This is a genomic window from Rheinheimera sp. (genome assembly GCF_036782235.1).
Classification (GTDB): Bacteria; Pseudomonadota; Gammaproteobacteria; order Enterobacterales; family Alteromonadaceae; genus Pararheinheimera.
Genome location: NZ_DAIPZL010000022.1, coordinates 22,163 through 35,048 on the forward strand (window position 1 = coordinate 22,163; position 12,886 = coordinate 35,048).

The 12,886-nt window shown below is 49.4% G+C and carries 15 protein-coding genes; 11 read left to right on the forward strand and 4 right to left on the reverse strand.

Features of this window, described 5'->3' with window-relative positions; all coding sequences use genetic code 11:
- Nucleotides 1–203 precede the first annotated feature (203 nt).
- A complete protein-coding gene (locus V7P87_RS16000; RefSeq protein ID WP_333798335.1) occupies nt 204–1,385 on the forward strand; it encodes a hypothetical protein in 1,182 nt (393 codons plus the stop codon).
- A complete protein-coding gene (locus V7P87_RS16005; protein WP_333798336.1) occupies nt 1,386–1,694 on the forward strand; it encodes a hypothetical protein in 309 nt (102 codons plus the stop codon).
- Nucleotides 1,695–1,955: 261 nt separating this feature from the next.
- Here V7P87_RS16005 and ettA read toward each other — a convergent pair whose 3' ends face one another.
- Nucleotides 1,956–3,617: an energy-dependent translational throttle protein EttA gene (gene ettA / locus V7P87_RS16010; protein ID WP_296299212.1), complete on the reverse strand. Its 1,662-nt coding sequence runs from the start codon at nt 3,615–3,617 to the stop codon at nt 1,956–1,958.
- Nucleotides 3,618–3,796: 179 nt separating this feature from the next.
- On the opposite strand from ettA, the gene V7P87_RS16015 reads away from it, so the two are divergent.
- Entirely contained in the window at nt 3,797–4,150 is a 354-nt protein-coding gene (locus V7P87_RS16015; protein ID WP_333798337.1) for a DUF2750 domain-containing protein, read from the forward strand.
- A 157-nt stretch (nt 4,151–4,307) separates the two neighbouring features.
- Here the strand turns inward: V7P87_RS16015 and V7P87_RS16020 are convergent, their stop codons facing one another.
- Nucleotides 4,308–5,033, reverse strand: a complete 726-nt coding sequence (locus tag V7P87_RS16020) for a polyphosphate kinase 2 family protein (RefSeq protein ID WP_296299211.1) — start codon at nt 5,031–5,033, stop codon at nt 4,308–4,310.
- A gap of 161 nt (nt 5,034–5,194) precedes the next feature.
- On the opposite strand from V7P87_RS16020, the gene V7P87_RS16025 reads away from it, so the two are divergent.
- The 3 genes from V7P87_RS16025 to V7P87_RS16035 all read left to right on the forward strand — a co-directional run bounded on the left by V7P87_RS16025 (nt 5,195) and on the right by V7P87_RS16035 (nt 7,218).
- Nucleotides 5,195–5,836, forward strand: coding sequence for a PepSY-associated TM helix domain-containing protein (locus V7P87_RS16025; RefSeq protein WP_333798338.1), 642 nt, complete (start codon nt 5,195–5,197; stop codon nt 5,834–5,836).
- A gap of 91 nt (nt 5,837–5,927) precedes the next feature.
- Complete coding sequence (locus V7P87_RS16030; protein ID WP_333798339.1) at nt 5,928–6,416, forward strand: DUF2271 domain-containing protein; 489 nt, start codon at nt 5,928–5,930, stop codon at nt 6,414–6,416.
- 1 nt (nt 6,417) lies between these two features.
- Nucleotides 6,418–7,218: a DUF4198 domain-containing protein gene (locus V7P87_RS16035; RefSeq protein WP_333798340.1), complete on the forward strand. Its 801-nt coding sequence runs from the start codon at nt 6,418–6,420 to the stop codon at nt 7,216–7,218.
- A 120-nt stretch (nt 7,219–7,338) separates the two neighbouring features.
- Here V7P87_RS16035 and V7P87_RS16040 read toward each other — a convergent pair whose 3' ends face one another.
- A complete protein-coding gene (locus V7P87_RS16040; RefSeq protein WP_296299207.1) occupies nt 7,339–7,551 on the reverse strand; it encodes a PA3496 family putative envelope integrity protein in 213 nt (70 codons plus the stop codon).
- A gap of 255 nt (nt 7,552–7,806) precedes the next feature.
- On the opposite strand from V7P87_RS16040, the gene V7P87_RS16045 reads away from it, so the two are divergent.
- From V7P87_RS16045 to V7P87_RS16055, 3 genes are all read left to right on the forward strand, one after another.
- Entirely contained in the window at nt 7,807–8,358 is a 552-nt protein-coding gene (locus V7P87_RS16045) for a glutathione peroxidase (protein ID WP_333798341.1), read from the forward strand.
- 244 nt (nt 8,359–8,602) lie between these two features.
- On the forward strand, nt 8,603–9,355 hold the full coding sequence (locus tag V7P87_RS16050; protein WP_333798342.1) for a sulfite exporter TauE/SafE family protein: 753 nt from the start codon (nt 8,603–8,605) through the stop codon (nt 9,353–9,355).
- Nucleotides 9,356–9,465: 110 nt separating this feature from the next.
- On the forward strand, nt 9,466–9,681 hold the full coding sequence (locus V7P87_RS16055; protein WP_333798343.1) for a YgaP family membrane protein: 216 nt from the start codon (nt 9,466–9,468) through the stop codon (nt 9,679–9,681).
- Nucleotides 9,682–9,913: 232 nt separating this feature from the next.
- On the opposite strand, the gene rnhA is transcribed toward V7P87_RS16055, so the two are convergent.
- Nucleotides 9,914–10,381 (reverse strand): ribonuclease HI, encoded by a 468-nt coding sequence (gene rnhA / locus V7P87_RS16060; RefSeq protein WP_333798344.1) that lies wholly within the window; start codon nt 10,379–10,381, stop codon nt 9,914–9,916.
- 65 nt (nt 10,382–10,446) lie between these two features.
- On the opposite strand from rnhA, the gene dnaQ reads away from it, so the two are divergent.
- Both dnaQ and V7P87_RS16070 read left to right on the forward strand, forming a co-directional pair.
- Nucleotides 10,447–11,151: a DNA polymerase III subunit epsilon gene (dnaQ, locus tag V7P87_RS16065; protein WP_333798345.1), complete on the forward strand. Its 705-nt coding sequence runs from the start codon at nt 10,447–10,449 to the stop codon at nt 11,149–11,151.
- Nucleotides 11,139–12,728, forward strand: coding sequence for a TIGR03503 family protein (locus V7P87_RS16070; protein ID WP_333798346.1), 1,590 nt, complete (start codon nt 11,139–11,141; stop codon nt 12,726–12,728). The genes dnaQ and V7P87_RS16070 overlap by 13 nt, the downstream gene beginning before the upstream one ends.
- The last annotated feature ends 158 nt before the right edge of the window (nt 12,729–12,886 follow it).

Here is a 12,886-nt window from a genome sequence, read left to right on the forward strand (position 1 = left end):
TTTATATCATGTTTCCATAATGGAAATATCAGCTTCTGCTCACTTTTCCGGCCATTTTTTTTAAAACTTTATGCCATACCCAATCCGCGGCTAAAACTGCTGGGCAGCACAGGGTGGTGCGGTAAAAACCTGAGGGTGCAGCGGGCAAGCCGTAACGAATAGCTTTTCGTTCCTTTCGCCAACTTTTCAGGAGAATAAAACCCATGGCACAAAATCTGTTAGCAAATCTGGCCGGTCTGTATTATCAGCAACTGGCCAAACAACTGAATAACCCCAATGGTTTTCAGGTGGCTACAGGCAGTACTCAGGTAATGGATCAGCCCACGCTGAACTCGGTGGCAGACAGCATTCCACTGCAAAGCCTGAACAATTCATTTAGCGGAAATCCGGTGAACACCTTTAAAGGCAACTACGGCAATGTGCTGAACGGCCTGGTGTCACCTTCTTATGTCAGTAATGCATTGGGTACAGCTTATGCGTCCAGCTGGCAGCAATATCAGTCACAAAACTCAGCGTCTTTGGATTTCTCCAGCCCAGACAAACTGCTGAGTTCACAACAGGCGCTGATGCGTAAATGGGGTGTGATTGACCAGATCCCATCCGGCACTGTGGAAGCCGGTGTGACTGCCCTGACGCAGGAAATCGACAATCCGGTGTCTGTTGCCGTGGCGCTTTGGCACTCCAATAACGGTAATCCTTATGGATTTACCCCGCCATCGGCCAATGTGGCTATTGCGTTTAACAACCCGTCACCTTGTTCTTTCCAGATCTCCAATCTGGAAAACAGCGCCGATTTATCTAACACCTGGGCCAAAGGCGCTTTTGGCTTTTTGTTTGATATTTTTGAGCTGGGTAACGAAACCTCCTACAGCAAAGAGTCCCAAACCTTTGTCAGCAGTGGTTTTAACCTGAATTTCAGCTGCCGGCAGGTCTCTATTGATGTCGGGCCTGTTGCTGTCGGGCAAGGTTTTAATGTGGCCGGCGTCAACTATGGTGCCTGGTATTCCTCAGATGCATTGCTCAGAGCTTTTACCTCACCCAATGACGCCACAGTGTGGAGCCGCGCCGCCGACTGGAATAAATATTTTGGCGGCAGCGGCACCTTTAACCGGGTAGTGACCAAGCTGTTTTTAGCGGACAACATCAACCTGACTATGAGTTCCACCGCTACTTTTTCATCTGAAGAAGTGACCAAACTGCAAACTGCGGCCGAAGGGGGCTTCTGGCCATTTTTTGTGGCCGAAGGCAGCGGTGGCAGTACCACCACAGTCACCCACAACAATGACAATACCATCACGGTAAAAACCAGCAGTCCTATTGGTGTTTATATCTTGCTGGGGGTTGCCACTGCTTCAATGAACGAACTGATGGGGCAGGGCAACTAAATGGTCTGGTTTGTTAATAATCAGTTTCAGGTGATCAGCGGTGGTGGCGTGCCTTATAACGTCACTATCCAGATTGATCAGGAAACCTGGGATGCTTGTGATGGTGACGTACAAACCGGTGTGCTGAATATTCTGGCCGCTTTGCCTATCCAGTTGCTCAGCGCCTCTGGCAAAGGCAACGGCATTAAGCAGGAAGCACAGGGGCTGGAGTTTCACACCCAAACCAACAAAAGGTTGCAGTTTCCGGGGGGCACTATCAAAGACAAAACCTTCATCTTTGACCGTTACGGCAAAGGCTGGGGGCATTAGGGCAGTGTAGCCACCGTTCCCGGCAGGGAATGGCGCTGACTGCAGAGTCCCAGTTAAAAACCATCTCCATTGGGGATGGTTTTTTTATGTTGGTTTTTTGGTTCCAGCTTGGCATCAAAAACACCATCCAAACATGTTGGTTGCAACAATGCAGCCACTTGTGCCGGCAGCACAAATAAAAAATCCCCGCAAAGCAGGGATTTTTAAAGCTCTTTGCTGCCAATGAACCCGCAGCGTTCTCAGCCAGCCACCAGGCGCAGCTTAGATTTTTTTATAACGAATACGGTGCGGCTCCAAAGCTGCTGCGCCGTAAGTCGCCTTCACCCAGGCTTCGTAGTCTGAATAGTTACCTTCGAAGAAGTTGATTTTGCCTTCGTCGCGGTAATCCAGAATATGGGTAGCAATACGGTCGAGGAACCAGCGGTCGTGCGAGATCACCATGGCGCAGCCCGGGAAATCGAGGATAGCGTTTTCCAGCGCACGCAGCGTTTCAACGTCCAAATCGTTGGTGGGTTCGTCGAGTAACAGCATATTGCCACCGGCTTTGAGCAGTGCCGCTAAGTGCACACGGTTACGCTCACCACCGGATAACTCACCGATAAACTTCTGCTGATCGTTGCCTTTAAAGTTAAAACGACCGACATAAGCCCGGCTTGGAATGGTGAAGTTACCAATTTGCAGCATGTCCTGACCGTTGGAAATTTCCTGCCAGACGGTATTTTTTGGATTCATATTGTCGCGGAACTGGTCCACGCTGGCCAGCTTCACTGTTTCGCCCAAAGAGATAGTGCCGCTGTCCGGCTGTTCAGTGCCTGAGATCATGCGGAATAAAGTAGATTTACCGGCACCGTTGGCGCCGATAATGCCAACAATGGCCCCTTTTGGAATGCTGAAACTTAAATCGTCAATCAGCACGCGGTCGCCATAAGATTTACGTAAATGGCTGACTTCCAACACTTTGTCGCCTAAACGTGGTCCTGGCGGAATAAACAGCTCATTGGTTTCATTGCGTTTCTGGAATTCCTGGCTTTGCAGTTCCTCAAAACGTGCCATCCGCGCTTTCGACTTGGCATGACGGCCTTTTGGATTGGTGCGCACCCATTCCAGTTCCTGTTTAATCGAACGCTGACGGGCGTTTTCGGTTTTTTCTTCCATCTGCAGCCGGGCTTCTTTTTGCTCCAGCCAGGAAGAGTAGTTGCCTTCCCATGGAATACCTTCACCACGGTCCAGCTCTAAAATCCAGCCGGCCACGTTGTCGAGGAAATAACGGTCGTGCGTGATGGCCACCACAGTGCCGGTGTAGTCGTGCAGGAAACGTTCTAACCAGGCCACAGACTCGGCGTCTAAGTGGTTGGTGGGTTCGTCCAGCAGCAGCATATCTGGTTTTTCTAACAATAAACGGCAAATGGCAACACGGCGGCGTTCACCACCCGACAGCACATCAATACGGGCGTCCCATGGTGGCAGACGCAGTGCGTCGGCGGCACGTTCTAACATATTGTCGAGATTGTGGCCGTCTTTGGCCTGAATAATGGCTTCCAGCTCACCTTGTTCGCGGGCCAAAGCGTCAAAGTCGGCGTTTTCGTCGGCATAAGCGGCATAGACGGCGTCCAGGCGGGTCAGGGCGTGTTTGACATCAGCCACTGCTTCTTCCACCACTTCACGCACCGTTTTGCTCATGTCCAGCTCAGGCTCTTGTGGCAGATAACCAATTTTGGTGCCGGCCAGCGGTTTGGCTTCACCTTCAAATTCTTTATCCACACCGGCCATAATGCGCAGCAAAGTGGATTTACCTGAGCCGTTTAAACCGAGCACACCAATTTTGGCGCCAGGGAAAAACGACAGAGAAATGTCTTTTAAAATGGTTCTTTTCGGCGGGACTACTTTGGAGACCCGGTACATTGAATAAATAAACTGCGCCATAACGCTTTCTTCCTGAACTGAGAAAAGTGGCCAAATTGTACGTTATTTTTTCCGCCAACCAAAGCTGACAGCAAAGCGGCTGCAATTAAATTCGCCAGCAGCGCTAACTTTCTGGTCTAATAGCACATCTATTGCAAATTTCTTTGCAACTTCTTTTAGCTATTTATAAGGAAAGCGCCATGTCTGAGTACACTAATGATCCTGTTTTTCAAGAGTTTATTGCCGAAGCTCGTACCCAGGGCCAGGTTTGGGTGCTGGCCCATGGTGAAGATTTGTTGGTGGTGGAATCTGTTGATTTTGAAGACACCGACGTGATGCCGTTCTGGTCAAGCGAAGCCGCTGCACAGCTGCACTGCAGTGAAGAGTGGTCTGAATACAAACCAGAGCCTATTGCGCTGGATGTATTCTGTGAAGGTTGGCTCAAAGAAATGTACGAAGACGGCGTTTTAATTGGTACCAACTGGGACGAATCATTAAACGGCCCTGAAGTTGAGCCGCGTGAAGTGCTGGAAGCTTTGGCGCAAACCCAATAATTCCGGCCTGTTGCGCTAAAAAAGGAGCTTTTAAGCTCCTTTTTTATTGGCGATAACCCGCTCTCAGATGACCCGTTCTCAGGTGATCTTTCTTCAATAGCGCCGACACTTTTTAGCACCAGTCACTCCTGAGAACCGGCTCCTCAGGCGCTGTTTTTTACTTGGGATGAGCCGCAAAAAAATCACGGAATAACGCCGGTTGTTCCGGCAGCGTCAGGTCAATACCTGGTCTGAGTTCGGTCAGTAATAAATTAAAACAATCCAGTCTGGCTTGTTGTTTGTCGTTGCCGTCAATCAGATGCCAGGGCGCATGGGCTGTACTGGTCAGATCCAGCATCTGTTGTTTGGCCTGTTGATAATCCGGCCAGCGAGCTCTGTTACGTAAATCTTCGGCGGTCAGCTTCCAGCTTTTGGCCGGCTCTTCAAAACGGGCGCGAAAACGGCTCAGCTGCTCTTGCGCAGAAATATCCAGCCAAATCTTAATGATACGAATGCCTTCTTGCTGCAGACACAGCTCAAATTCATTAATTTGCCGGTACGCGCGTTGCCAGGCGGCCTCATCACAAAAACCTTCTACTCTTTCCACCAGCACCCGGCCATACCAGGAGCGGTCAAACACGGCCCAATGGCCATGCTGGGGTAAACGTTGCCAGAAGCGTTGCAGCCAGTGCTGCTGGCGCTCACTTTCATCAGGTGCGCTGATAGGCCAGACATGAAGCCAGCGTGGGTCCAGGCACCAGCCAATACGGCGGATAATGCCACCTTTGCCGGCGGCATCGGGTCCCTCCAGGACGATAACCACGCTCTGTTGTTGCCGCCCCATGGCTTGTTGTAATAACGCCAGCTGATGTTGTAGTGCCGTAAGTTCCGCTTTTTTATCCATCAGAGGTTCCTTTTTATTGCTGCTGCCTTGATGTTAGCCGCTAACAGCCCGGCATCACAACGTAAAGATCTGGTAAAGAATGGCCTGATGGCTTTTTACTTATTGCAAATGAGAAGAGCTCTCAGTAAGATTTGCGGCATTCGGTAAAACAGCAGGGCGGGTTGCTTTTGTCTGCGGTTGGTATGGGCGCACAAAGCGCAAAATTCAGTAAATTCATTCGGTTATTACATATATACAGTTCCATGCTGGTCGGGGTGTTGTTGTTATTTTTTGCCGCCACCGGCATCACGCTGAATCATCCGGAATGGCAAAACAAGTGGGGCGCCAGTTCAGCGCAGCAGCAGTTACAGCTGCCCCAAGCGCTGATGCAGCTGCACTGGAGTGACGATGAGCTGCAGCAGGCCAGGCAAGCAGAACAAATTGCACAGTGGCTAAGGGCAGAACATCAGGTGCAGGGGGCGGTGCTGAACTTCAACTTTGAACCGGACGAGCAGCTGCTGGAGCTGGATTTTAAAAGACCAGCCGGTTACAGCGCTGTGCTGGTCGCGCTTGAAAGCGGTCGGGTGGAACTGAGTACTGAATATGCCGGTACTCTGGCACTTTTAAACGATTTACATAAAGGGCGTTATGCCGGCGCCAGCTGGAAATGGCTGATAGACGCTACGGCAGTGGCTTGCCTGCTGTTTGGCATCAGTGGTTTTTATTTGTTGTGGCGCCAGCCTGCGCGTCGCAACAGTGGCGTTAATACCGCACTTTTTGGCGTTTTATTTGTGCTGATTGCTTATCTGGCGGCGCTGCATTAGCCAACAAAATAACCCGAATTCACAAAACAGCGGCGCTTAAAAACGCAGCACAAAAACACAGCTTTTAACTACAAAAAAAGGATCTCAGGTGATGAAGTTTGCCCCCCTTGCATTGTTGCTGCTCAGCTGCAGTGCCAGCGCTGCCGCCCCTTTGCATATTCAGCTGGAATTACCCAAACCGGAACATGGCCCTTATCACCGGCCTTATGTGGCGGTGTGGGTGGAAGATGCCAATGAAAAGCCGGTGCGCTTGATTGAAATCTGGCGGGAAAAACCGGATTGGATCAAAGATTTACGCCGTTTCTGGCGCAAAACAGGCCGTGCGGATCCGCCGCTGGTCGATGCCCGTACCGGTGCCACCAAAGGTCCGGGCCGTTATCAGCTGATCTGGGATGGCAAAGACGACACAGGCGTAGCTGTAACGCAGGGTGACTATCTGCTGGTGCTGGAAGCGGCGCGTGAGCATGGTGGCCGCAATCTGGTGAAACAGCCGTTTCGCTGGGATGAAAGCGCACTTGAAATCAAAGTCAAAGCCGGTACTGAGCTTGGCGAAATTATCTTAACTAAAGGAACAAACTAAGATGGCAATTGCAAAATTAACCGGACTGGCGGCGCTGCTCTTTGCATCGCAGTTGTCGGCTCATACGCTGACCGTGGTGCCTTCACATTATGTGCAATCTAAAACCGGCAGTTTTATCAGTGTGGATGTGTCGGCTTCCAATATGACTTTTCAGGCCGACAAAGGCATTGGCCTCGACGCTTTTTATGTGTGGTTGCCCGATGGCCGTAAAGTAAAGCCTGCAGCGGTTTATCAGGGTAAACGTAAATCTCAGGCTGAGGTGGAGCTGGCCACTGAGGGCACTTACCGGCTGGAGCTTGGTAACGGCAGCCGTTATTTCACCAGTTATGAATTAAAGGGTGAGCGCAAGCGGCTGATGGCCAATAAAAAAGAGCGTGCGGCAAAGTTACCTCAGGGCGCAGAAAAAGTAGTGACAACCCAAGGCAACAGCAGAGCGCTGGCTTTTGTCACAGTGAACAAACCGTCAGAGGCAGTGCTAAAACTTCAGAACAAAGGGCTGGAATTTAAGTTTGACCGTCATCCGGCCGACATAGTGGCCGGTGAAGAAGTGACTGTCACTTTGCTAATGGATGGCAAACCTGCAGCAGGGGTGGAACTTGATTTATCGCGCGAAGGTGAGTTGTACCGTAATGAGCCTGAGCGCAAGCACCATACCACCGACAGCTCCGGCAAATTTGTGTTTAGCGCACCTGTGGCTGGTCGTTATTTGCTGGAAGCTTCTTATCAGGCCGAGGCAGCTTCTGAGCTTGCTGATAAAGTGCGGGAAGGGTTTACCTTAAGTTTTGAAGCCGCTTTGCCATAACAGCAGTAAGACCGCAACAAGAGGCTTAGTGATAAAACCTCAGCTGAAACAACCGTTGTCAGCGATAAAAAAAGGGGCCGGTAAAGGCCCCTTATGCTGAGTGTACACCGGAGTTGCGGATTAGTACTCCAGGCTTAACTCTTCTTCGTCATCCAGATCCAGCAGACGGCGCAGTCTTTTTTGCTCCAGCAAATCGTCAATTTTACGTCTTGCTTCAAGCTTATGTTTATTCTTGCTTTCTTTGCCGCTTGTTTTACTTAGTTTCAATTCAGCTGCGATATCGACAGCGTCATAGTCCCCAGACATCATCTCTGCCATTGTTCTTACTTCCATGGTTTTTTTCTTGTTGCGCCCAGTGTTTTAGCGTTAAATTTTTCACCACTAAAGCAATTTATTCTTATCGTCACCATTAATTTTATTTATTTGTCTGCTAAGTTATTGCCTGTTATCGCAGTTATGGGTAATTCTGTCGGCGAAATCAGCAGCAGATAGTGTGAGCTTGCTGCTTTTGTGCACAATCTGACGACAGCTTGGCAGATCTGTTCAGCACCAGGTCACGTATCAGCTGAACTTGAACAGGAGAGAATTATGAAGCGAACTTGGATTTTAGGTGTGGGTGTTTTATTGCTGGGTCAAAGTGCGCTGGCGCAGGCCAGTCAATGTGGTGACATTCTGAGTCATTCGATGCAGCAATTGCGCAGCAAAGAAACGGTCGATTTATGCGAGCAGTTTAAAGACAAAACCCTGCTGATTGTGAATACCGCCAGTAAATGTGGTTTTACTCCGCAATTCAAAGAGTTACAGGCGCTGTCAGAAAAGTATGCCGATAAAGGTCTGGTCGTGCTTGGTTTTCCGTCTGATGACTTTATGCAGGAGCATGACGACGAAAACAAAACGGCTGAAGTTTGTTATATCAACTATGGTGTGAAGTTTCCGATGTTCTCCACCAGTGCAGTGCGCGGTAATGACGCCAACCCGATCTTTAAAGCTTTAATTGCCAAAACCGGGGAAAAACCGTCCTGGAACTTTAACAAATATCTGGTGAGCAAAGACGAACAAACGGTGCAGCATTTTGGCAGTAAAGTCAGCCCGCTGGATCCGGATTTTCTGGTGGCAGTGGAAAAAATGCTGACAAAATAACAGCCTTTGGCGCGCTCTCGCCGGATGACGCCGGTGGTGCTGAGTGCCTTTAACAATAAAAAAGCAGAGTCTGATGGCTCTGCTTTTTTATTGGCTGTCTTTTTGTCGTAAAGCAGGGCGGACGGCGCAGCAGGATGTTGCTGAACAAGGCGCGCGCTTCTTTATGGTTGTGGCTTGCACCTTCACAGCACAAGGATTAATATCTCCTTTAGTTATTACCATATTCCATTATTGAATAAGGGCTATGATGGAGCTGATCCTGACTTTGCTGGCGGCGTTACTTATTGGTTTATGCCTTGGCCTGTTTGGCTCGGGCGGCTCCATTATGACAGTGCCGGTATTGCTCTATCTGCTGAAACTGCCTGAAAAAATTGCCATAGCCTCGGCACTTGGTGTAGTGGCTTTAATCAGCCTGGTGGCGCTGATACCTTATTTATACCGCCGGCATCTGCAATGGGTTTTGTTATTTAAACTGGCGCTGCCCGGTATGTTGGGCGCCTGGGTTGGTAGCTGGGCCAGTCATTTTGTCGCAGCCCAGTGGCAATTATTATTGCTGGCGCTGTTGATGAGTCTGAGCGCGCTGAATATGTGGCAACAACAGATCTGGCAATGGCCGCTCAAACGTAGCTGGCAAATTGTGTTGGTTGGCTTTTTGTTGGGTTGTCTGACAGGTTTTGTCGGCGTCGGCGGTGGTTTTTTGATAGTACCGTTATTACTGGCTGTCACCAGTTTAAGTATGTCAGCCGCTATCGCCACCAGTTTGGCGCTGGTGTTGTTGCAAAGCAGTGTCGGTTTTGTCGGGCATTACCAGCAACTGGCATTGCAGGGGCAACAGCTTGATTTAACACTGATTGGTATGCTGGGTGGGCTGGGTGCTTTGGGCAGTATGTTGGCGCTGGCGCTGCATCAAAAGCTGCCGCAGTCGTTACTTAGGCGTATTTTTGCGTTGTTATTGCTTGGCCTGGGTACCAGTTTATTGTGGCGGCATTTTTTGTAGTAAGTAGCGACAAGGCCCGGTGAAATATAACCGTGCTTTAGTGAAACAAACCCGCAATTTGCGGGTCTTTTTAGAAACTTTATATTAGATAAATCTAAACTGAGGTGCGTATGACAGTAGAAAGAGCAATTCTGGCTTTTGCCGGTTTTATGGTGTTGTTAAGTCTGGTCCTGACCTACACAGTGCATGCAAACTTTGTCTGGCTGACCGTTTTTGTTGGTGCCAATTTATTGCAAAGTGCTTTTACCGGTTTTTGTCCGGCCGCTATTTTTATGAAAAAAGTGATGGGTTTAAAAACAGAAGCAGAAAAAGCCCGCGCAGTCTGAATCCGCTTTTGCTGCGGTTATTGCATCAGGCCGAGGGGGCTCTGTTTGCCGCCTGTGCAAGAGGGCACTCATTGGATGTTGTGCGTTGTTGTCATCAGCAAGGCACAACAGCCCGTGATCTGCAGTAACGCCTGAGCTGCAGCAAATACAGTGAAAGCAGCGTAAAACGCTCTTCAGGCAACAAACAAAAACCAGCGCAGGTCGCGCTGGTTTTTCCATTGAAACTTTGCTGTTAGCTGGCTTGAAAACCGCTATCCTCAACCTGATTTTTACTATTGGCCGCCACACGGGCCAATTCATCACAACGTTCGTTTTCCGGATGACCGGCGTGGCCTTTGACCCAATGCCATTCCACCTGATGCTTCAGGCCGGCGGCGTCCAGCCGTTGCCATAAATCTTTGTTTTTTACCGGTTCTTTTTGGCTGGTGCGCCAGTTATTGCGTTTCCAGTTTTTCAGCCACTGGGTAATACCCAAACGTACATACTGGCTGTCGGTGGTCAGCACCACATGGCACGGCTCTTTTAAACTCTCCAGGCCAACAATAGCGGCCATCAACTCCATTCTGTTGTTGGTGGTCTGGATAAAACCACCGGACAGCTCTTTTACATGTTGTTGATATTTCAGTACCACGCCATAACCACCAGGGCCTGGATTGCCCAGACAAGATCCATCAGTAAAGATTGCCACAGTTTTACGCATCAACGCTTCCCAGGTGCTTAAACGGCGTATAATCTAACGCAAAAGCGCTAAAAAACGAATCGAAGATGGCAAAACGACAGATAATTCTCGACACCGAAACCACAGGCATTAACCCGCAGGACGGGCACCGTATTGTGGAAATCGGTTGTGTTGAGATGTTTAACCGCAGACTAACCGGCAATAACTTTCATATGTATTTAAACCCTGACCGCTTTATGGATCAGGAAGTTATTAACATTCACGGTATTACCAACGAGTTTGTTGCCGACAAACCACGTTTTCGCGACATTGCCCAGCAGTTTTTTCAGTATATCCAGGGCGCTGAGCTGGTTATTCACAACGCAGCCTTCGACGTCGGTTTTATTAACCACGAATTTAATCTGCTGAATCCACCTTTGCCGCCGGTACACAGCATCTGTACTGTGCTGGACACTTTGGCCATGGCGCGCGATTTACATCCGGGGCAAAAGAACAACCTGGATGCGCTGTGCCGCCGTTATGATGTAAATAACAGCCACCGGACTTTCCACGGCGCCTTACTTGACGCCGAAATTCTGGCCGATGTGTATCTGGCGATGACTGGCGGTCAGGTCAGCTTAAATCTGGCGTCACATCAGGACAATGCTGAACAACAGCAACAACAGGTGCAGGGCCTTATCCGTCGTGGTGCTTTGCGTATTGTAAGTGCTTCTGCATCAGAGCTTGAAGCCCATGAAAAACGTCTGGATCTGGTGCAGAAAAAAGGTGGGAGTTGCCTGTGGCGAAGTTAATTTTAAGCTGTTTCATACTGTTCAGTTGTGGTCAGTTTGCATTTGCACAAAGCGCTACTGAAAATGTATCGGGCCAGGCTACCACAGCCACACAAACCACCACCCAAACAACCGAAGCAGAGCCTGAACCAGAAAGGTCCGGTTTGGTGGAATTGCCCGATATTTCCGCCAGTAATCAAATTCCACTGTTAAACAACAGATTCCGCATAGATTTTGAAGTCAAAGAAATCACTTTGGTGTTCTTTCGCAAAAGAGGCACACCTTCAGTGGTGCTGGTAAAACCGGACGGCAGTAAAATTTACTGGCGCAATGCCAAAGAACAACAAGTGGTTTGGCATGATGACAAAACCTATGATCTGATTAAAATCAGCAATCCAACCCCTGGACCTTGGCAGGCGATAGGGCAGATCCTGCCGGAAAGCCGCATTATGGTGTTAACCGATATTGATTTGGAGGTAGATAAACTGCCAACAGATTTGATGGTCGGGGAGACACTCAAAGTCACAGCCCGGCTGACCAATGGCGGCAAACCCATTAATGCACGGGATTTTCGTGATATTCTTGAGCTGGATGTGCTGCTGATCAGTACCCAGAAGCCGGAGTATGACAATCATTTACAGACAGTGATTGAATTTACTTCCTTTAAAGATGACGGGAAAAACTTCGACGAAAAGCCCAGAGACGCCATTTTTACCGGTGAATTTAAACTGGATTTTCCGGCCGGTGAGTGGATCCCCAAATATATTGTGAAAACCCCACTTTATACCCGCGAGTTGATCCAGGATCCTATTCTGGTGCATCGCACGCCGCTGGCCACTGAAGTCAATGAAGGCGCGACAGAACAAGACAAACATGTGCTGACCTACAGCATACTGCCAGGCCCGGCTGTCGGCGATAAAGTGTCATTGCAGGGCCGGATCCGTTTTCCCAGTGAAGAAGTACAGAGTTTTACGCTAGGGGAGCAGGAAGGCAACAGCCGCACTCTGGCTATTGTGAATGCAGGTTTTGGCACCTACCGCATTGAGCATACCATGTTCGGCAAAACCAGCACCGGGCGTGATTTTGTCATGACGCTCCCTGAAGTGACTTTTGCTGCCACAGGGCCAAAACTCGAAGTGCCAGAGGTGGATGATGCCACAGTAGCCGCCGTCAAAGCTAAGGCGGTGCAAGATGGTGCTGTGGTCGCGGGCGGGGAAGCTGGCGCAGGGGCTAGTTCGGCCACTGAAACGAATATTGCAGCTGATGTGGCCAAAACTGCAGCTTTGGTTGCAAACACTGACACTGCAGCTGAAGAAACAAAACCTTTTCCGATTTTTTCGGTGATATTGTTAAATCTGGCCATCCTGGTATTTGGTGGTGGTGCAATTCTGCTGCTCGTCAATGACAATGCAAAATCATCTTTTGGCATGTTATTGGCTAAATTAAATCCTGTTGCCCTGCTCAAACACAAAAAAGCACAAAAAGCGGCGCAGGCTGCAGCAACGGATGTCGGTGGAAAAACGGCAGAACAGGCTGGGAAAGCTCAAAAAAACAGCGGGAATGATGATATTTTAGACCTTTCGCTACCGGATGATTAAGCTTTAGCCAAATGCACCAAAAAAGAGGTTGACGGCCTTTCGGTGAATCCGTATTATTCCCGCCGCAACGCAGCATACCCAATTGAAAATGCTGTATTGCTTGGCGCGGAGCGGTAGTTCAGTCGGTTAGAATACCGGCCTGTCACGCCGGGGGTCGC

Excerpts from the sequence above, each read along its gene's own strand:
- V7P87_RS16030 (WP_333798339.1), top strand. The coding sequence starts at position 5,928 with ATGAAGTTTGCCCCCCTTGCATTGTTGCTGCTCAGCTGCAGTGCCAGC.
- V7P87_RS16050 (WP_333798342.1), top strand. The coding sequence starts at position 8,603 with ATGATGGAGCTGATCCTGACTTTGCTGGCGGCGTTACTTATTGGTTTA.
- V7P87_RS16055 (WP_333798343.1), top strand. The coding sequence starts at position 9,466 with ATGACAGTAGAAAGAGCAATTCTGGCTTTTGCCGGTTTTATGGTGTTG.
- dnaQ (WP_333798345.1), top strand. The coding sequence starts at position 10,447 with ATGGCAAAACGACAGATAATTCTCGACACCGAAACCACAGGCATTAAC.
- rnhA (WP_333798344.1), bottom strand. The coding sequence starts at position 10,381 with ATGCGTAAAACTGTGGCAATCTTTACTGATGGATCTTGTCTGGGCAAT.
- V7P87_RS16005 (WP_333798336.1), top strand. The coding sequence starts at position 1,386 with ATGGTCTGGTTTGTTAATAATCAGTTTCAGGTGATCAGCGGTGGTGGC.
- V7P87_RS16045 (WP_333798341.1), top strand. The coding sequence starts at position 7,807 with ATGAAGCGAACTTGGATTTTAGGTGTGGGTGTTTTATTGCTGGGTCAA.
- V7P87_RS16035 (WP_333798340.1), top strand. The coding sequence starts at position 6,418 with ATGGCAATTGCAAAATTAACCGGACTGGCGGCGCTGCTCTTTGCATCG.
- ettA (WP_296299212.1), bottom strand. The coding sequence starts at position 3,617 with ATGGCGCAGTTTATTTATTCAATGTACCGGGTCTCCAAAGTAGTCCCG.
- V7P87_RS16040 (WP_296299207.1), bottom strand. The coding sequence starts at position 7,551 with ATGGAAGTAAGAACAATGGCAGAGATGATGTCTGGGGACTATGACGCT.
- V7P87_RS16020 (WP_296299211.1), bottom strand. The coding sequence starts at position 5,033 with ATGGATAAAAAAGCGGAACTTACGGCACTACAACATCAGCTGGCGTTA.
- V7P87_RS16015 (WP_333798337.1), top strand. The coding sequence starts at position 3,797 with ATGTCTGAGTACACTAATGATCCTGTTTTTCAAGAGTTTATTGCCGAA.
- V7P87_RS16000 (WP_333798335.1), top strand. The coding sequence starts at position 204 with ATGGCACAAAATCTGTTAGCAAATCTGGCCGGTCTGTATTATCAGCAA.